The sequence below is a fragment of the Pseudomonas sp. NMI542_15 genome (assembly GCF_021283425.1).
Classification (GTDB): domain Bacteria; phylum Pseudomonadota; class Gammaproteobacteria; order Pseudomonadales; family Pseudomonadaceae; genus Aquipseudomonas; species Aquipseudomonas fortuita.
In genome coordinates, this window is record NZ_JAJSRO010000025.1 from 22,570 (window position 1) to 39,546 (window position 16,977).

18 protein-coding genes and 1 other RNA gene are annotated in these 16,977 nt (G+C 61.9%); 14 read left to right on the forward strand and 5 right to left on the reverse strand.

The window, feature by feature from the left end; genetic code table 11:
- Positions 1-165 precede the first annotated feature (165 nt).
- The 5 genes from petA to LU684_RS25730 all read left to right on the forward strand — a co-directional run bounded on the left by petA (position 166) and on the right by LU684_RS25730 (position 3,929).
- Positions 166-759, forward strand: coding sequence for a ubiquinol-cytochrome c reductase iron-sulfur subunit (petA, locus tag LU684_RS25710; RefSeq protein WP_016488981.1), 594 nt, complete (start codon positions 166-168; stop codon positions 757-759).
- Positions 759-1,970 (forward strand): cytochrome b, encoded by a 1,212-nt coding sequence (locus LU684_RS25715; RefSeq protein WP_024717460.1) that lies wholly within the window; start codon positions 759-761, stop codon positions 1,968-1,970. Before petA ends, LU684_RS25715 begins: the two co-directional genes overlap by 1 nt.
- Positions 1,970-2,749 carry a cytochrome c1 gene (locus LU684_RS25720; RefSeq protein WP_016488979.1) on the forward strand — a complete coding sequence of 260 codons (780 nt, stop codon included), beginning with the start codon at positions 1,970-1,972 and terminating at the stop codon, positions 2,747-2,749. Before LU684_RS25715 ends, LU684_RS25720 begins: the two co-directional genes overlap by 1 nt.
- 117 nt (positions 2,750-2,866) lie before the next feature.
- Complete coding sequence (locus LU684_RS25725; protein ID WP_016488978.1) at positions 2,867-3,490, forward strand: glutathione S-transferase N-terminal domain-containing protein; 624 nt, start codon at positions 2,867-2,869, stop codon at positions 3,488-3,490.
- A 10-nt stretch (positions 3,491-3,500) separates the two neighbouring features.
- Positions 3,501-3,929 (forward strand): ClpXP protease specificity-enhancing factor, encoded by a 429-nt coding sequence (locus tag LU684_RS25730; RefSeq protein WP_016488977.1) that lies wholly within the window; start codon positions 3,501-3,503, stop codon positions 3,927-3,929.
- A gap of 51 nt (positions 3,930-3,980) precedes the next feature.
- Here the strand turns inward: LU684_RS25730 and LU684_RS25735 are convergent, their stop codons facing one another.
- The 5 genes from LU684_RS25735 to LU684_RS25755 all read right to left on the reverse strand — a co-directional run bounded on the left by LU684_RS25735 (position 3,981) and on the right by LU684_RS25755 (position 7,804).
- Positions 3,981-4,199: a YgdI/YgdR family lipoprotein gene (locus LU684_RS25735; RefSeq protein WP_016488976.1), complete on the reverse strand. Its 219-nt coding sequence runs from the start codon at positions 4,197-4,199 to the stop codon at positions 3,981-3,983.
- A gap of 161 nt (positions 4,200-4,360) precedes the next feature.
- Positions 4,361-4,939 carry a BON domain-containing protein gene (locus LU684_RS25740; RefSeq protein ID WP_016488975.1) on the reverse strand — a complete coding sequence of 193 codons (579 nt, stop codon included), beginning with the start codon at positions 4,937-4,939 and terminating at the stop codon, positions 4,361-4,363.
- Complete coding sequence (locus tag LU684_RS25745; protein ID WP_012274070.1) at positions 4,936-5,529, reverse strand: phosphoheptose isomerase; 594 nt, start codon at positions 5,527-5,529, stop codon at positions 4,936-4,938. The genes LU684_RS25740 and LU684_RS25745 overlap by 4 nt, the downstream gene beginning before the upstream one ends.
- An 86-nt stretch (positions 5,530-5,615) precedes the next feature.
- Positions 5,616-5,987: a YraN family protein gene (locus tag LU684_RS25750; RefSeq protein ID WP_016488974.1), complete on the reverse strand. Its 372-nt coding sequence runs from the start codon at positions 5,985-5,987 to the stop codon at positions 5,616-5,618.
- Positions 5,987-7,804, reverse strand: coding sequence for a penicillin-binding protein activator (locus tag LU684_RS25755; protein WP_016488973.1), 1,818 nt, complete (start codon positions 7,802-7,804; stop codon positions 5,987-5,989). The genes LU684_RS25750 and LU684_RS25755 overlap by 1 nt, the downstream gene beginning before the upstream one ends.
- Positions 7,805-7,990: 186 nt before the next feature.
- On the opposite strand from LU684_RS25755, the gene rsmI reads away from it, so the two are divergent.
- The 9 genes from rsmI (at position 7,991) to mraY (ending at position 16,976) form a co-directional block, all read left to right on the forward strand.
- Entirely contained in the window at positions 7,991-8,866 is an 876-nt protein-coding gene (gene rsmI, locus LU684_RS25760) for a 16S rRNA (cytidine(1402)-2'-O)-methyltransferase (protein ID WP_016488972.1), read from the forward strand.
- Between the two features lie 67 nt (positions 8,867-8,933).
- Positions 8,934-9,309: RNase P RNA component class A (gene rnpB, locus LU684_RS25765), an RNA gene on the forward strand.
- A gap of 309 nt (positions 9,310-9,618) precedes the next feature.
- Entirely contained in the window at positions 9,619-10,074 is a 456-nt protein-coding gene (gene mraZ / locus LU684_RS25770) for a division/cell wall cluster transcriptional repressor MraZ (protein WP_019439042.1), read from the forward strand.
- Entirely contained in the window at positions 10,071-11,018 is a 948-nt protein-coding gene (gene rsmH, locus LU684_RS25775; RefSeq protein ID WP_016488970.1) for a 16S rRNA (cytosine(1402)-N(4))-methyltransferase RsmH, read from the forward strand. Before mraZ ends, rsmH begins: the two co-directional genes overlap by 4 nt.
- Positions 11,015-11,308, forward strand: coding sequence for a cell division protein FtsL (gene ftsL / locus LU684_RS25780; RefSeq protein WP_016488969.1), 294 nt, complete (start codon positions 11,015-11,017; stop codon positions 11,306-11,308). Before rsmH ends, ftsL begins: the two co-directional genes overlap by 4 nt.
- The gene (locus LU684_RS25785; RefSeq protein WP_161775544.1) at positions 11,308-13,047 is read left to right on the forward strand and encodes a peptidoglycan D,D-transpeptidase FtsI family protein; all 1,740 of its coding nucleotides are present in this window, start codon (positions 11,308-11,310) and stop codon (positions 13,045-13,047) included. The genes ftsL and LU684_RS25785 overlap by 1 nt, the downstream gene beginning before the upstream one ends.
- Positions 13,044-14,534 (forward strand): UDP-N-acetylmuramoyl-L-alanyl-D-glutamate--2,6-diaminopimelate ligase, encoded by a 1,491-nt coding sequence (locus tag LU684_RS25790; RefSeq protein WP_371919270.1) that lies wholly within the window; start codon positions 13,044-13,046, stop codon positions 14,532-14,534. The genes LU684_RS25785 and LU684_RS25790 overlap by 4 nt, the downstream gene beginning before the upstream one ends.
- A complete protein-coding gene (locus LU684_RS25795) occupies positions 14,527-15,894 on the forward strand; it encodes a UDP-N-acetylmuramoyl-tripeptide--D-alanyl-D-alanine ligase (RefSeq protein ID WP_096426727.1) in 1,368 nt (455 codons plus the stop codon). The genes LU684_RS25790 and LU684_RS25795 overlap by 8 nt, the downstream gene beginning before the upstream one ends.
- Positions 15,894-16,976 carry a phospho-N-acetylmuramoyl-pentapeptide-transferase gene (mraY, locus tag LU684_RS25800; RefSeq protein ID WP_016488965.1) on the forward strand — a complete coding sequence of 361 codons (1,083 nt, stop codon included), beginning with the start codon at positions 15,894-15,896 and terminating at the stop codon, positions 16,974-16,976. Before LU684_RS25795 ends, mraY begins: the two co-directional genes overlap by 1 nt.
- The last annotated feature ends 1 nt before the right edge of the window (position 16,977 follow it).

A 16,977-nucleotide genomic window follows, 5' to 3' on the forward strand; every position in this document is an offset into this window, starting at 1 on the left:
TAGACGCAGATCAAGCAAAGCGCGGGTTGTGGCCCTTGCTTGGGTAATCACCTTGTCAGTGTGTGGTTTTGTTTCTTACCATGGCTGCCAAATTTTAGTGCCATTGACACAACCTAAGTACGAGCCTGGTTCAACAGGCCAAGCAAGCTGATGGGAGAGGACTGAATGAGCAATGACGGCGTCAACGCAGGCCGGCGCCGCTTCCTCGTAGCCGCGACATCCGTGGTCGGGGCAGCGGGAGCAGTGGGGGCTGCGGTACCGTTCGTGGGGTCATGGTTTCCCAGTGCCAAGGCGAAAGCCGCGGGTGCACCGGTGAAGGTCAATATCGCCAAGGTCGAGGCCGGGCAGCAGATGGTGGCTGAGTGGCGTGGCCAGCCGGTGTTCATCGTGCGCCGAACGGAAGAAATCCTTGGCAACCTGAAAAAAATTACGGGTGACCTGTCTGATCCAGAGTCCAAGGCTTCGGTGCAGCCGACCTACGTCGACCCTGAGGTTCGCTCGATCAAGCCGGAAATCCTCATTCTCGTCGGCCTGTGCACGCACCTGGGCTGCTCGCCCACCTTCCGCCCGGAAGTTGCGCCTGCTGACCTTGGTCCGAAATGGGTGGGTGGCTATTTCTGCCCGTGCCACGGCTCCCACTACGACCTGGCCGGCCGTGTCTACAAGTCGCAGCCGGCACCTCTCAACCTGCCAGTGCCGCCGCACTCTTACGAGTCGGACGATATCATCGTCATCGGCGTCGACCAGGAGAACGCATGATGAGCAAGTTCATGGACTGGATTGATGCTCGCTTCCCCGCCACAAAAATGTGGGAAGACCACCTGAGCAAGTATTACGCGCCCAAGAACTTCAACTTCCTGTACTTCTTCGGCTCCCTGGCATTGCTGGTACTGGTCAACCAGATCGTCACCGGTGTGTGGCTGACCATGAGCTTCACGCCCTCGGCGGAAGAGGCGTTCGCTTCGGTCGAGTACATCATGCGTGACGTGGAATACGGCTGGATCCTGCGCTACCTGCACTCCACCGGTGCGTCGGCGTTCTTCATCGTGGTCTACCTGCACATGTTCCGCGGCCTGCTCTACGGCTCCTACCAGAAGCCACGCGAGCTGGTCTGGCTGTTTGGCATGCTGATCTACCTTGCGCTGATGGCGGAAGCCTTCATGGGTTACCTGCTGCCGTGGGGCCAGATGTCGTACTGGGGTGCCCAGGTAATCATCTCCCTGTTCGGCGCCATCCCGGTGATCGGTGACGACCTCACCCAGTGGATCCGCGGTGACTACCTGATTTCGGGCATCACCCTGAACCGCTTCTTCGCCCTGCATGTGGTCGCTCTGCCCATCGTGATTCTCGGCCTGGTGGTGCTGCACATTCTTGCTCTGCACGAAGTGGGTTCGAACAACCCCGATGGTGTCGACATCAAGAAGAAAAAGGACGAAAACGGCATTCCGCTGGACGGTATCCCGTTCCACCCTTACTACACCGTCAAGGATATCGTTGGCGTGGTGGTGTTCCTCTTCGTGTTCTGTGCTGTGGTGTTCTTCTTCCCGGAGATGGGTGGTTACTTCCTGGAAAAACCGAACTTCGAGCAGGCCAACGCGTTCAAGACGCCCGAGCACATCGCGCCGGTGTGGTACTTCACACCGTTCTACGCGATCTTGCGCGCGGTACCTGACAAGCTGATGGGCGTGATCGCCATGGGTGCGGCCATCGCTGTGCTGTTCGTGCTGCCCTGGCTTGACCGCAGCCCGGTACGTTCCATGCGTTACAAGGGCTGGATCAGCAAGCTCTTCCTGCTGGTGTTCTGCGTGGCCTTCGTCATCCTCGGCGTGCTGGGCGTGCTGGCGCCGACACCTGGGCGTACCTTGCTGTCGCAGGTGTGCACGGTGTTGTACTTCGCCTACTTCCTGCTGATGCCGTTCTACACAAGGCTCGAGAAGACCAAACCGGTTCCGGAAAGGGTGACTGGCTGATGAAAAAGTTGATTGCAGTATTTTTGCTGGCAGTGATGCCTGCCTTTTCCTTCGCTGCCGAACATGGCCTGGAGCTGGACAAGGTCGATATCGACCTGACCGACAAGGCGGCCATGCAGGACGGTGCGCGCACCTTTGCCAACTATTGCATGGGTTGCCACAGTGCCAAGTTCCAGCGTTACGAGCGGGTGGCTGATGACCTGGGCATCCCTCACGAGCTGATGCTCGAGAAGCTGGTGTTCACCGGCGCCAAAATCGGTGACCACATGCAGATCGGCATGAAGCCCAGCGACGCAAAGACCTGGTTCGGCGCTGCGCCACCCGACCTGACCCTGGTCGCCCGTGTGCGGGGTACCGACTGGCTGTACAGCTACCTGCGCAGCTTCTACGAAGACCCGTCGCGCCCTTACGGGGTGAACAACAAGGTGTTCCCGAACGTGGGCATGCCTAACGTGCTGGTTGGCCTGCAGGGTAACCAGGTGGTTGGCTGCAAGCAGGTGCAGACCGTGGTCGATGGCAAGAAGCAATTTGACCCGTTGACCGGCAGCCCGATCACCCATGAAGCCTGTGACCAGCTGACCATTACGCCGAATTCCGGTACCCTGACGACCGAGCAGTTCGACGAGAAGGTCAAGAACCTGGTGACCTTCCTGGCCTATTCGGCCAACCCGGTCAAACTGGAAAGCCAGCGCATTGGTACCTACGTGTTGCTGTACCTGGCTTTCTTCTTCGTATTCGCCTACTTGCTCAAGCGTGAATACTGGAAGGACGTGCACTGATCACGCAGTAGTTTCTGGTTGTTGAACGCGCCCGGGGCGCCCTGGCAGTTTTGCCAGGGTACCCCGGGCGCGTTTTCATTTACAGTTGCACAAGCATCCCGTGCGAGGAGCCGCTACATGGGCGCAACCAACAGGTTAGCCTGCTATTCCGATCCCGCTGATCATTATTCTCATCGGGTACGCCTTGTGCTGGCCGAGAAGGGTGTCAGCGTCCAGGTCATCGATGTCGACCCCAGTCGCCTGCCGGCCAGGCTGGCCGAGGTGAACCCTTACGGCAGTGTGCCGACCCTGGTCGACCGTGACCTGGCGTTGTATGAGTCGACCGTGGTGATGGAATACCTCGAGGAGCGTTACCCGCACCCACCGCTGATGCCGGTGTACCCGGTTGCGCGGGGTAACAGCCGTTTGCTGATGCACCGCATCCAGCGCGACTGGTGTGCCTTGGCCGACACCGTTCTGGACGCGCGCAGCACCGAGGCCGCCCGTGCCGAGGCACGCAAGGCCCTGCGCGAAAGCCTGACCGGTGTTTCACCATTGTTCGGTGAGTACGCCTGTTTCATGAGTGAGGAGCAAAGCCTGGTCGATTGCTGTCTATTGCCCATACTCTGGCGTTTGCCGGTGTTGGGTATCGAATTGCCGCGGCAAGCCAAGCCGCTGCTGGATTACATGGAGCGGCAGTTCGCTCGCGAGCCTTTCCTGGCGAGCCTGTCCTCTGTAGAACGTGAAATGCGCAAGCTTTAAGGAGCTGTTGATGAACTCCAGTCGCCCCTATCTGGTTCGAGCACTGTATGAGTGGATCGTCGACAACGATTGCACGCCCCACATGCTGGTCAATGCCGAATACCCGAAAGTCCAGGTGCCGGATGGTTTCGCCAGTGATGGTCAGATCGTCTTGAATATCTCGCCAAGTGCCGTGCGCAGCCTGCACATGGATAACGACGCAGTCAGCTTCGAGGGCCGCTTCAGTGGCGTGGCCCATTCGCTGTTCGTGCCGGTTGGCGCCATCCTGGGCATCTATGCCCGTGAAAATGGCCAAGGCATGGTCTTCGAGCTGGAGTCGCCGATGGATGGCGACGAGCTGGAAGAGGATGATGTGCAGCCGGACGACGATGGCCCGCCGGAAGGGGGTGGCCAGCCGCCGCGCCCAAGTGGTCGGCCAAGCCTGAAAGTGGTCAAGTAACAAAAAAGGCGATCCAAATGGATCGCCTTTTTCTTTGCCGCCAACTTCGGGTTACAGGTCGCTGATAGTGCGTACCTGGTCCTTGTTGATGCGGGTGCGCTTGCCATCGAGTTGCTGGAACTCGTAGAAGCCTGCATCGCGGTCGTACTTCGGTGCGTCGACAGCCTGGATTTCACGGCCATCGTTGAGGGTGATCAGGCTTGGCGTGGAGCAGCCGGCCAGGGTGGCGAAGGTGCCGATCAGCAGGGCAGGCAGCAGAAGCTTTTTCATGCGGTGTTTCCTGGGTTTCTGAAAGGTGGGGCATTGTTGTTGCTTGTACTGGCCCTTTCGCGGGTAAAACCGCTCCCACAGGAATGCACAAGGCTTGAAAGCTGTGAGATCCCTGTGGGCGCGGGTTCACCCGCGAAGAGGCCGGTGCAGGCAGCAATGAATCAGTCGATGTACTCGAACAGCTTGACGATCTTCTGCACACCCGACACGCCCTGTACCACGGCGGTGGCCGAATTGGCCTCCTGTTGGGTCACCAGGCCGAGCAGATAGACGATACCGTTTTCGGTAATCACCTTGATGCGCGAGCTTGGCACGGCGCTGTCACCCAGCATCTGGGTCTTGATCTTGGTGGTCAGCCAGGCGTCGTTGTTGCGTGCCAGGATGGAGGAGGGTTGCATCACCTGCAGTTCGTTGTGCACTTTCTTGACGCGCTGTACCTGGCTGGCGGTTTGCTCGGCGAGGCTCTTGAGGTCGGCGCGTGGGGTCTGGCCGGCCAGCAGGACGATGCCGTTGTAGCTGCTGACAACAATGTGCGAGCCCTTGTCCAGGTCAGGGCTGGCCTTGGAAATGTTCACCGAGGCCTTGGTTTCGATCAGCGAGTCGTCGATCTTGCTGCCAATGGTGCGCGTACCGCGATCGTCTTCGATCGGCGAATTGCGCGTAGAAGTAAGTACCGAGCTGCAACCGGTGACGCTCAGGCACAGAGTCAGGGCCATCAGGCCGAGGCGCATAGGGGTCATTCTTCACTCCCGAACAGTTGGCTGTCGATCAGATCGCACAGGCAGTGGATCGCCAGCAGGTGGACTTCCTGGATGCGTGCAGTAACCGTCGAGGGTACGCGGATTTCCACGTCTTCGGGCAGCAGCAGCGAAGCCATGCCGCCGCCGTCGCGGCCGGTCAATGCTACGACAATCATTTCGCGGTCATGTGCGGCCTGGATCGCCTGGATGACGTTGGCCGAATTGCCGCTGGTGGAGATTGCCAGCAGAACGTCGCCGGGCTGGCCCAGGGCGCGAATCTGCTTGGAAAAGACTTCGTTGTAGCTGTAGTCGTTGGCGATCGAGGTCAGGGTCGAGCTGTCGGTGGTCAGCGCGATGGCTGGCAGGCTCGGGCGCTCGCGCTCGAAACGGTTGAGCAGTTCCGACGAAAAGTGCTGGGCATCACCGGCCGAGCCGCCGTTGCCACAGGCGAGCATCTTGCCCTCGTTGAGCAGCGCATTGACCATGACCAGGCTGGCCTGCTCGATGTGCGGTGCCAGGATGTCCATTGCCTGTTGCTTGGTATCGATGCTGGCCTGGAACAGCCGGCGAATTCGGGATTGCATGTCCATCTGGTGACCTTAAGTGGGGCGGTGGCCTTTGCGACGCGCAACAACGACCAGCCCGCGAAACATAGAGCAAAAAAAACGAAGTGGGTTCAGCATTCGAAGGCGTTTTTCAGCCATTGAAGCGGCCTGCCTGCATGGTGGCTGCCCTGCAGGGCGACTACGTCGAAGCGGCAGGGGTGGTTGCCCCAGTGGGGCGCCTTCTGCAGGTACCGGCTGGCGGCGAGCACCAACCGTTTCTGCTTGCGCCCGTCGATGCTGGCGAGGGCGCCACCGAAGCACGCGTGCAACCGGTAGCGGACTTCGACGAATACTACTGTATCGGCGTCAAGCATGACCAGATCAAGCTCACCGCCTTTGCATCGCCAGTTACGCGCCAGCAGCTGCAGGCCCTGCCCTTGAAGGTACTCAAGGGCTTGGGTTTCTGCTGCTTGCCCGGCGCTTGTGGGCGACGCTGTTGGCATCAGCGCGCGGTGTCAGGCAGGCGCTTGACCTGGCCGCCGGCAAACTCGGCCCATGGCAGCTGGCGCTCGATACGCTGGTTGGCGTTGATGCTCAGGCTGCCCGAAAGGCCCTGGACACGGTTGTCCGGCAGCGCTTTCAGCTGGCCCAGGCGCGGCGCCAGGCTGTAGGCATCGACGCCCATGGCATACAGGCGGCCAAGGCTGCCAGCGGCCTGCGGCCACTGCTGTACCACTTGCTGGCGCAGGCTGTTGCTGGTGTCGAGCAGCCACGGCGTTTCGCAGAAGCGGATGCCGTTCATGTCATTGTACTGGTTGACGTCGCCGCTGGCGCTGTACAGGTTCGAGGTGGCATAGACCGGGACGTCACCGGCGTACTGGAAGTTCAGGGTCGGCTTGATCTGCTGGGCCTGTTGCGGGGTCGAGGCCAGGAAGATGAAATCGATATCCTGGCGGCGCGACGGTTGTGCGGCGATGCTGCCGCCTACCGTGCTTTGCAGGCTCTTGGCGCGGCCTTCGCTCTGGCGCAGCTGGAACAGGTCGGCGATCTGTTGGGCGAGGGCAACCGGCTGGGCAATGCGCTCGGCAGCGAGCAGGGTGCCGCCATTGCCTTCCCAGTCCTGGCGGAAGGCGGCCAGCACGCGGTCACCCCATTCGCCACTCGGCACCAGGGCCACGGCGCGGACCATGCCGTCGGCGCGAGCGCGGCGGGCGACTTCGCGTGCTTCATCTTCGGCAGCCAGGCCGAACTGGAACAGTTGCGGCGGGGCCTTCTGGCCGGCGTCGGCGTAGTTCAGGGCCAGTGTGGTGATCGGCAGTTGCGGTTTGGCGGCCAGTTGTTTGACCAGTGGCTTTTCAAGCGGGCCGATGACCAGTTGCACGCCGGCGGCCTGGGCCTGGCGATAGAAATCGTCTAGCGAGCCGATGCGCGAGCTGTCGAACACTTGCACCGCAGGCGCTGGCTGGCCAGCTTGCTGGGCCTGGAAGTGGGCGGCCATGAAACCGTCACGCAGGGCGCGGGCAACACCGGCAAGCGGGCCTTCCTGGGGCAGCAGCAGGGCGATCTTGGTCAGTGGCTGGCTGGCCAGCTCCTTGAGCTTGGTCAGCGCCAGCGGCAGTTGCTGGGCGGCAGGGTGGCCTGGGTGCTGTTTGACCCAGGTATCGATGGCCGCTTGCTGCTGCTCCAGGGTGCCGGCGCTCTTCACGGCGAAGGCGAGGCTGGTCCAGCCGGCCAGGGTCTGGTCGTTGGCTGGCTGCTGCAGTTGCTCTGCCGGCAACGAGGCGACCAGTGCCCAGATGGCGTCATTGTTGGCGCTGGCAGCCTGGCCGCTGAGCAGCGGGGCCAGCAGCACGCGCTGTTGCGCGGCAGCCAGGGTCTGGCCGTCGGCTTCAAGGGCGGCGGCGTGCACATTGTAAGTGCGCGCTTGCTGCTCCGCCGGCAGCTCGGCTACACGTTGCAGGCTGGGGTGAGCCAGGGCAGTCAGGGCCGCCTTGGGCTGGTTTCGACTCATGGCCAGCTCGGCCGCGAGGGTGCTGGCGAACACTTGCTGGGCCGGCTTGAGTGTGTCCAGCGGGACTTGCTCAAGAATGCGTGCGGCGCGTGGGAAGTCCTTCTGCTTGTAGGCCAGGTCGGCCGCGCTCAGGCGCAGCAGGGCGGCATCTTCCGCTGACTTGCTGGAAGCGGCTTTTTCGAGCAGTTGCTCGATGCTGGCATCCGGGGTGCGTGGCAGTTCGCCCAGGCTGGATGAGGGCGAGCTGGCGCAGGCTGCCAGCAGGGCAGCGAGGCAGAGGGCTGTGAGCAGCCGCAGGCAAGCGATCATGTAAAGGTCCTGTTACTCGATCAAGTTGGCCGGCAATTGTACCCAAGCACTGGCCGGGGCGCGATGTTGCTGTGCTGATCCTTCACTATAGGTGGCCTGCCGCCGATCGCTGGCGAAGTTCTTTGCGCCCTGTTGCAGGCGCTCGGGCTACAATGGCGCCTTTGATCCGAATGACAGGTGTGCGCAGTGACTGATGTGGCAGGGGCTTCGAAATCCACGGTGGGGACGCTGTATGTGGTGGCAACCCCCATCGGCAACCTCGACGACATGAGCGCCCGGGCGCTGAAGGTGCTGGCGGATGTGGCGCTGATCGCCGCCGAAGACACCCGCCATTCGATCCGCCTGCTGCAACACTTTGGCATCGACACACCGCTGGCGGCCTGTCATGAACACAATGAGCGTGATGAGGGCGGGCGTTTTCTCACCAAGCTGCTGGCTGGCGAGAACGTGGCACTGGTTTCCGATGCCGGCACGCCGCTGATTTCCGACCCGGGCTACCACTTGGTACGCCAGGCGCGGGCTGCGGGGGTGAGCGTGGTGCCGGTGCCGGGCGCCTGCGCCTTGATCGCCGCACTGTCGGCGGCCGGCCTGCCGTCGGACCGCTTCATTTTCGAAGGCTTCCTGCCGGCCAAGCAGGCCGGGCGCCGGGCGCGCCTCGAGCAGGTGAAGGAAGAGCCGCGTACGCTGATTTTCTATGAGGCCCCGCACCGTATCCTCGAATGCCTCGAAGACATGGAGCTGGTTTTTGGTGGCGAACGCCCGGCACTGCTGGCGCGCGAGCTGACCAAGACCTTCGAGACCCTGAAGGGCCTGCCGCTGGCCGAGCTGCGCGCGTTCGTTGCCGGCGACAGCAACCAGCAGCGCGGTGAGTGCGTGGTACTGGTTGGCGGCTGGAGCGCGCCGGAGGGCGAGCAGGCCATCAGTACCGAGGCCCAGCGAGTACTCGACCTGCTGTTGGCCGAGCTGCCACTGAAGCGGGCTGCGGCGCTGGCGGCGGAAATTACCGGTGTGCGCAAGAACCTGTTGTATCAACTTGCGCTGGAAAAGCAGAAAACCGAATAGTGGCAGTTTGATATAATTGCCGGTATTGCTTGTTCTTGTGCGCGCGTGCCGGTAACCTTGGCGGCGGAGAGTCGATCGGACAGTCGCTGCCTGTTTTTGTTCCGCAACTTTTTGTTGTGTGAGCAGCAGGGGGAGGAAAGTCCGGGCTCCATAGGGCAGAGTGCCAGGTAACGCCTGGGAGGCGCGAGCCTACGGAAAGTGCCACAGAAAATAACCGCCTAAGCACTTCGGTGCCGGTAAGGGTGAAAAGGTGCGGTAAGAGCGCACCGCACGTCTGGCAACAGTTCGTGGCTAGGTAAACCCCACTCGGAGCAAGACCAAATAGGGTTCCATCAGGCGTGGCCCGCGTCGGAACCGGGTAGGTTGCTAGAGGCGTCCAGTGATGGCCGTCGTAGAGGAATGACTGTCCTCGACAAAACCCGGCTTACAGATCGACTCTCCACCTTTTCCTCCCCTGCTTGATTCGATAGCAGATCCTCTCTGGTAATACCGAAAAAATCTTACTCTTGATAAATCACTTTAAGTTCGAACTCCATTTGCTTGCGTGGGTTTGATTTTTCTCGTGTTTTCTCTTCCTCGGTAGTGCTTCCACATTCCCTTATCGCGCTAAATCTCGGTCCTGTAAGGCTTTTCCTTATGAACGTGCCTTGACGGTGCTGCGGGCGGATTCCTATAGTGTGCGCAAGTGGCAGAAAGTGGGATGAAGTGGGTTTTCTGGCACAAAAAAGCTAACATTGTGGGGAATCACAGCCGTGTTCCGCGGAGCCAACGCCGTCAGCCTCGATGCCAAGGGACGTCTCGCCATGCCGAGTCGGTACCGTGACGAGCTGGATTCGCGTTGCAATGGCCAGCTGATCGTGACCATTGACGCCGTTGACCCCTGCTTGTGCGTATACCCCCTCGATGAGTGGGAACAGATAGAAGCCAAGTTGCGAGCCTTGCCATCGTTGCGTGAGGAAAACCGCCGTCTGCAGCGTTTGCTGATCGGTAATGCGGTTGACCTGGAGCTCGATGGCAGTGGGCGTTTCCTGGTGCCGCCCCGCCTGCGTGAGTACGCCAAACTCGACAAGAAGGCGATGCTGGTGGGGCAACTGAACAAATTCCAGCTGTGGGATGAAGATGCCTGGAACACGGTTTCGGCAGCCGACCTTGCAGCTATTCAACAACCGGGCGCTATGCCCGACGAATTGCGTGACCTGATCCTGTGACCATAGATAGCGGCTTCAACCACATTACCGTCCTGCTCGACGAAGCTGTCGAGGCATTGGCCCTGCGCGCCGACGGTTGCTATCTGGACGGCACCTTCGGCCGTGGCGGACACAGCCGGCTGATTCTCAGCAAGCTCGGGCCGCAAGGGCGGCTGCTGGGCTTCGACAAAGATCCACAGGCGATTGCCACGGGGCAAGCGCTGGCGGCCGAAGACGGCCGCTTTGTCATTGTGCAGCGCAGCTTTGCCGAGCTGGGTGCAGAAGTGGCCGAACGCGGCCTGCACGGAAAGGTCAGCGGTGTACTGCTGGACCTGGGCGTGTCCTCGCCGCAACTGGATGACCCAGAGCGTGGCTTCAGTTTCCTCAATGATGGCCCGCTGGACATGCGCATGAACCCGGATCAGGGCATCAGTGCCGCCGAGTTCATCGCCACTGCGCCTGTGGAAGAAATTGCCCGTGTCTTCAAAGAGTACGGTGAAGAGCGTTTCTCCGGCCGCATGGCGCGTGCCGTGGTCGAGCGCCGCGAAAAGGAGCCGTTCACCCGCACTGCCGACCTGGCGGAAGTGCTGAAGGTTGCCAACCCGGCCTGGGAAAAAGGCAAGAACCCGGCTACCCGTGCCTTCCAGGGGCTGCGGATCCATGTCAACAACGAGCTGGGTGACCTGGAGGCTGGCCTGGAGGCCGCGCTGGATGCACTCGAGGTCGGTGGCCGCCTGGCAGTGATCAGTTTCCACTCCCTTGAGGACCGTATCGTCAAGCTGTTCATGCGCAAGCTGGTCAAGGGCGAGGCCGACAACCTGCCACGCAACCTGCCGGTACAGCACAAAGTCTTCGAGCCGAAAATCAAGCTCATCGGCAAGGCCCAGTTCGCCTCCGAAGCCGAGCTCAAGGCCAACCCACGCTCGCGTAGCGCCGTGATGCGTGTGGCGGAGAAACTGCGGTGAGCAGGCTCTTTGCCAAGCCTTTGCCAGGCGGAAGCTTCCTGATGCTTCTGCTGTTTATCGGCGTGCTGGTTTCGGCCGTCGCCGTGTCCTACAGCGCGCACTGGAACCGTCAGTTGCTCAATACCCTTTACGGCGAGTTGAATGAGCGTGACAAGGCCCAGGCCGAGTGGGGCCGGCTGATTCTGGAACAGAGCACCTGGACCGCCGCCAGCCGTATCGAAAACCTGGCTTCCGAGCAGTTGAAAATGCGCGTGCCTGCGGCTGACGAAGTGCGGATGGTGGCGCCATGATGAAGCTCGAAGGCGCACTCTACCCGTGGCGCTTCCGCGTGGTGATCGGCTTGCTGGCAATCATGGTCGGCGCTATCTGCTGGCGCATCATCGACCTGCAAGTGGTCGACCGTGACTTCCTCAAGGGGCAGGGCGATGCGCGCAGTTTGCGTCACATCCCTATCCCTGCGCACCGTGGCCTGATCACCGACCGCAACGGTGAGCCATTGGCTGTGAGTACCCCGGTCACCACCCTGTGGGCCAACCCCAAGGAAATGCAGGCGTCCAAAGACCGCTGGCCACAGCTGGCCGCAGCGCTGGGGCAAAACCCGCAGCAACTGGTCGAGCGCCTGACCCAGCAGGCCAGCAAAGAGTTCATCTACCTGGTCCGCGGCCTGACCCCGGAGCAGGGCCAGCACGTGCTCGACCTGAAAGTGCCTGGTGTGTACGGCCTGGAAGAATTCCGCCGCTTCTATCCGGCCGGCGATGTCACCGCGCACATGGTCGGCTTCACCGACCTCGACGACCACGGTCGCGAAGGGGTGGAACTGGCCTATGACGAGTGGCTGGCCGGCGTGCCCGGCAAGCGGCAGGTGATCAAGGACCGGCGTGGCCGGCTGATCAAGGACATCCAGGTAACCAAGAACGCCAAGGCCGGCAAGACCTTGGCGTTGTCGATAGACCTGCGCCTGCAGTACCTGGCTACCCGCGAGCTGCGCAACGCCATTGCCGAGCAGGACGCCAAGGCCGGCAGCCTGGTGATCATGGACGTCAAGACTGGTGAAGTCCTGGCCATGGTCAACCAGCCAACCTACAACCCGAACAACCGCCGCAGCATGTTCCCGGCAGCGATGCGCAACCGGGCAATCATCGACGTGTTCGAGCCCGGTTCCACGGTCAAGCCGATTTCCATGAGTGCGGCACTGCAAAGCGGCCGCTGGAAGCCGACCGACAAGGTCGAGGTTTACCCGGGCAGCTTGCAGATCGGCCGCTACACCATCAAGGACGTGTCGCGCAGCGAGGGCCCGATCCTCGACCTGACCGGCATCCTGATCAACTCCAGTAACGTCGGCATGAGCAAGATCGCCTTCGACATTGGTGGCGAGGCCATCTACCGCGTCATGTCCCAGGTCGGCCTGGGCCAGTACACCGGCCTTGGCTTCCCGGGTGAGCGTGTCGGCAACCTGCCCAACCACCGCGAGTGGCGCAAGGCTGAAACCGCGACCCTTTCCTATGGCTATGGCCTGTCGGTGACCGCCCTGCAGCTGGTGCATGCCTACGCGGCGCTGGCCAACGACGGCAAGATGGTGCCGCTGTCGATCATCAAGGTCGACAAGGCTCCGGAAGCTGTGCAAGCCATTCCGAAGGAAACCGCCGAAACCGTTCAGGGCATGCTGCAGCAGGTGATTGAAGCACCGCGTGGTGTGTTCCGTGCCCAGGTGCCGTTCTATCACGTGGCCGGCAAGTCCGGCACAGCGCGTAAAGCCACGGTGGGGTCCAAGGGGTACACCGAAAACGCCTACCGTTCGCTGTTCGCCGGCTTCGGGCCAATGAGCGACCCGCGCTACGCCATCGTCGTGGTCATCGACGAGCCGGGCAAGGGTGGTTACTTCGGTGGCCTGGTTTCGGCGCCGGTATTCAGCAAGGTCATGTCCGGCACCCTGCGTTTGATGAACGTACCGCCAGACAACCTGCCGCCACCGGCACCCGCCGAACAGTCGCAAGTCAATGCAGCAGCCGCCAAGGGAGGGCGTGGATGATGACAATGCCATTGAGCAAGCTTTTCGCTCACGCCAGCCGTGACCCGCTGATTCGTGAACTGACCCTGGACAGCCGCAATGTACGCCCCGGCGATCTGTTCCTGGCCGTGCCGGGCGCCAAGGTTGATGGCCGCGAACATATCGCCGATGCCTTGGCCCGTGGCGCTGCCGCCGTGGCCTATGAAGAGCAGGGCGCCAACGTGCTGCCGCTGACCGATGTGCCGCTGATTCCGGTCAAGGGCCTGATCGCCCAACTCTCGGACATCGCCGGGCGCTTCTATGGTGAGCCCAGCCGCCAGCTGAACCTGGTGGGTGTGACCGGTACCAACGGCAAGACCAGCGTTACTCAATTGGTGGCCCAGGCGCTTGATGTGCTCGGCCAGCGCTGCGGCCTTATTGGCACTTTGGGGACCGGCTTTTACGGTGAACTGCAAAGTGGTCGCCTGACCACGCCAGACCCGATTGCCGTACAGTCCACCCTTTACGACCTGAAAAAGCAGGGCGCCAAGGCCGTGGCCATGGAGGTTTCCTCTCACGCCCTGGAGCAAGGGCGTGTCGCTGCGTTGGCGTTCGACATCGCGGTCATGACCAACCTGTCCCGTGATCACCTGGATTACCACGGCAGCATGCAGGCGTATGAGGCGGCCAAGGCCAAGCTGTTCGCCTGGCCAAACCTGCGTTGCCAGGTGATCAACCTGGATGACGACTTTGGTCGTCGCCTGGCCGAAGACTTTGCTCGCCGCCCGAGTGTCGACCTGGTCGAGACCCGGCTGCTCAGCTATAGCCTGGAAAACCCCGACGCCTCGCTGTTCTGCCGCGAGGCCGTGTTCAGTGACGATGGCGTGCGAGCCACGCTGGTGACTGCTCAGGGTGAGCGCACCCTGCGCAGCCAGCTGCTGGGCCGCTTCAACCTGAGCAACATGCTGGCCGCCGTGGCAACCCTGCTGGCGCTGGATTACGCGCTGGACGAAATCCTTGAGGTCACCCCGCGCCTGCAAGGGCCTGTGGGCCGCATGCAGCGCCTGGGTGGCGGTCAAAAACCACTGGTGGTGGTCGACTACGCGCACACCCCGGATGCCCTGGAAAAAGTGCTTGAAGCCCTGCGCCCGCATGCCCACGGCCAACTGTTGTGCCTGTTTGGCTGCGGCGGCGACCGTGATCGCGGCAAGCGCCCATTGATGGCTGAAGTGGCCGAGCGCCTGGCCGACCGTGTGCTGGTCACCGACGACAACCCGCGCACGGAAGACCCGCTGCGCATCTTCGACGACATCCGTCCCGGCTTCACCAAGCCTGAAGACGTCGAGTTCGTCGCCGGCCGTGGCGAAGCCATTGCGCACCTGATCGCCTCAGCCGCTGCCAACGACGTGATCGTGCTGGCGGGCAAGGGGCATGAGGATTATCAGGAGATCAATGGCGAGCGCCATGGCTTCTCCGACCTGACCGAAGCCGAGAAGGCCCTTGCAGCCTGGGAGGCTCCACATGCTTAAGCCGATGACACTCAGCCAGCTGACCACAGCACTGAGTGGTCAACAAGTCGGTACCGACGCCACTTTCACCGGTGTCAGCATCGACAGCCGCAGTGTCAGCGCCGGGCAGCTGTTCGTCGCCTTGGCCGGCCCGCGTTTCGATGGCCATGACTACCTGGCTGATGTCAAAGCCAAAGGCGCAGTCGCCGCCCTGGTCGAGCGTGAGGTGGCCGGTGTCGACCTGCCGCAGTTGCGGGTCAATGATTGCCGGGTAGCGCTTGGTCAGCTCGGCGCCCTGAACCGCGCTGCGTTCGACAAGCCCGTGGTGGCGATTACCGGTTCCAGTGGCAAGACCACGGTCAAGGAGATGCTTGCCAGCATCCTGCGCACCCGCGGCCTGGTGCATGCCACCCGCGGCAACCTGAACAACGACCTTGGCGCGCCGCTGACCCTGCTGGAAATCGCTCCGGAGCACAGCGCTGCAGTGATCGAGCTGGGTGCGTCGCGCATCGGTGAAATCCGCTACACCGTCGGCCTGACCAAACCTCAGGTGGTCATCATCAATAACGCAGGTACCGCCCACGTTGGCGAATTCGGTGGGCCCGAGAAGATCGTCGAAGCCAAGGGCGAAATTCTCGAAGGCCTGGGTGAGGGCGGTGTCGCCATCCTCAACCTGGCCGACAAGGCGTTCGAAATCTGGCGCAAACGTGCCGGCAACCACCGCATCTTCACGTTTGCACTGGATAACCCGCAGGCCGATTTCCACGCCAGCGACATTGGTCGCGACGCGCGTGGCTGCCCGTCGTTCACCCTGCACGGGCCTGATGGCAGCGTGCAGGTACAGCTGAACCTTCTGGGTACCCATAACGTCAGCAACGCCCTGGCTGCCGCCGCTGCCGCCCATGCCGTTGGTCTGACCCTGAACGGCATTGCCGCCGGCCTGGCTGCCGTGCAGCCGGTCAAGGGCCGCACCGTGGCGCAGGTCGCGCCGAACGGTGTGCGGGTGATCGACGACAGTTACAACGCAAATCCCACCTCCATGTGCGCGGCCATTGATATACTCGCCGGCTTTTCCGGACGCACCGTCCTGGTGCTTGGGGATATCGGCGAATTGGGGCAATGGGCGCAAGAAGGCCACCGTCAGGTGGGTGACTACGCGCGTGGCAAGGTCGACGCCCTGTACGCAGTGGGTTCCAACATGATGCATGCGGTCACGGCGTTCGGCGCCAATGGCCATCATTTCGCTACTCAAGCTGAGCTGATCGACGCTGTTCGCGCTGAAAATGCCAGCGACACCACTATCTTGATCAAGGGCTCGCGCAGCGCTGCGATGGAAAACGTCGTGGCGGCATTGTGCGGTGCCAGCGGGGAGAAACATTAATGCTGCTGCTGTTGGCCGAGTATCTGCAACAGTTCCACAAAGGCTTCGCGGTCTTCCAGTACCTGTCCCTGCGCGGGATTCTTGGTGTACTGACCGCGTTGTCCCTGGCGCTGTGGCTGGGGCCGTGGATGATCCGTACCCTGCAAATTCGCCAGATCGGCCAGGCCGTGCGTAACGACGGCCCGCAATCGCACCTGTCCAAGTCCGGCACCCCGACCATGGGTGGCGCACTGATCCTGTCGGCCATCGCCATCAGCACCCTGCTGTGGGCTGATCTGTCCAACCGCTACGTGTGGGTGGTGCTGATCGTGACCTTGGCATTCGGTGCGATCGGCTGGGTTGACGACTACCGCAAGGTGATCGAAAAGAACTCCCGTGGCCTGCCAAGCCGCTGGAAGTACTTCTGGCAGTCGGTGTTCGGGCTGGCTGCGGCCGTGTTCCTGTACAAGACGGCGCCGACCAGCGTCGAGACCACGCTGATCCTGCCGTTTATCAAGGATGTCACTATCCCGCTGGGCATTGGCTTCGTCGTGCTGACCTACTTCGTCATCGTCGGCTCCAGCAACGCGGTCAACCTTACCGATGGCCTCGACGGCCTGGCAATCATGCCGACGGTGATGGTGGGCGGTGCCCTGGGCATCTTCTGCTACCTGTCGGGTAACGTGAAGTTCGCCGAATACCTGCTGATCCCCTACGTGCCGGGCTCGGGTGAGCTGATCGTGTTCTGCGGCGCGCTGATCGGCGCCGGCCTGGGCTTCCTGTGGTTCAACACCTACCCGGCACAAGTCTTCATGGGTGACGTCGGCGCGCTGGCGCTGGGCGCCGCGCTGGGCACCATCGCCGTGATCGTCCGCCAGGAAATCGTGCTGTTCATCATGGGCGGCATCTTCGTGGTGGAAACCCTGTCGGTGGTGATCCAGGTCGCCTCCTTCAAGCTGACCGGCAAGCGCGTGTTCCGCATGGCGCCGATCCACCACCACTTTGAACTCAAGGGCTGGCCAGAGCCACGGGTGATCGTCCGCTTCTGGATCATCACCGTGATTCTGGTGCTGATCGGCCTTGCAACCCTGAAACTGAGGTAGA

Bases quoted from the DNA above. Each gene is read 5' to 3' on its own strand.
- LU684_RS25795 (WP_096426727.1), top strand. From the start codon at position 14,527: ATGCTTAAGCCGATGACACTCAGCCAGCTGACCACAGCACTGAGTGGT.
- LU684_RS25735 (WP_016488976.1), bottom strand. From the start codon at position 4,199: ATGAAAAAGCTTCTGCTGCCTGCCCTGCTGATCGGCACCTTCGCCACC.
- LU684_RS25740 (WP_016488975.1), bottom strand. From the start codon at position 4,939: ATGACCCCTATGCGCCTCGGCCTGATGGCCCTGACTCTGTGCCTGAGC.
- LU684_RS25715 (WP_024717460.1), top strand. From the start codon at position 759: ATGAGCAAGTTCATGGACTGGATTGATGCTCGCTTCCCCGCCACAAAA.
- LU684_RS25790 (WP_371919270.1), top strand. From the start codon at position 13,044: ATGATGACAATGCCATTGAGCAAGCTTTTCGCTCACGCCAGCCGTGAC.
- LU684_RS25755 (WP_016488973.1), bottom strand. From the start codon at position 7,804: ATGATCGCTTGCCTGCGGCTGCTCACAGCCCTCTGCCTCGCTGCCCTG.
- LU684_RS25730 (WP_016488977.1), top strand. From the start codon at position 3,501: ATGAACTCCAGTCGCCCCTATCTGGTTCGAGCACTGTATGAGTGGATC.
- LU684_RS25750 (WP_016488974.1), bottom strand. From the start codon at position 5,987: ATGCCAACAGCGTCGCCCACAAGCGCCGGGCAAGCAGCAGAAACCCAA.
- petA (WP_016488981.1), top strand. From the start codon at position 166: ATGAGCAATGACGGCGTCAACGCAGGCCGGCGCCGCTTCCTCGTAGCC.
- LU684_RS25725 (WP_016488978.1), top strand. From the start codon at position 2,867: ATGGGCGCAACCAACAGGTTAGCCTGCTATTCCGATCCCGCTGATCAT.
- LU684_RS25785 (WP_161775544.1), top strand. From the start codon at position 11,308: ATGAAGCTCGAAGGCGCACTCTACCCGTGGCGCTTCCGCGTGGTGATC.
- LU684_RS25745 (WP_012274070.1), bottom strand. From the start codon at position 5,529: ATGGACATGCAATCCCGAATTCGCCGGCTGTTCCAGGCCAGCATCGAT.
- LU684_RS25720 (WP_016488979.1), top strand. From the start codon at position 1,970: ATGAAAAAGTTGATTGCAGTATTTTTGCTGGCAGTGATGCCTGCCTTT.
- mraY (WP_016488965.1), top strand. From the start codon at position 15,894: ATGCTGCTGCTGTTGGCCGAGTATCTGCAACAGTTCCACAAAGGCTTC.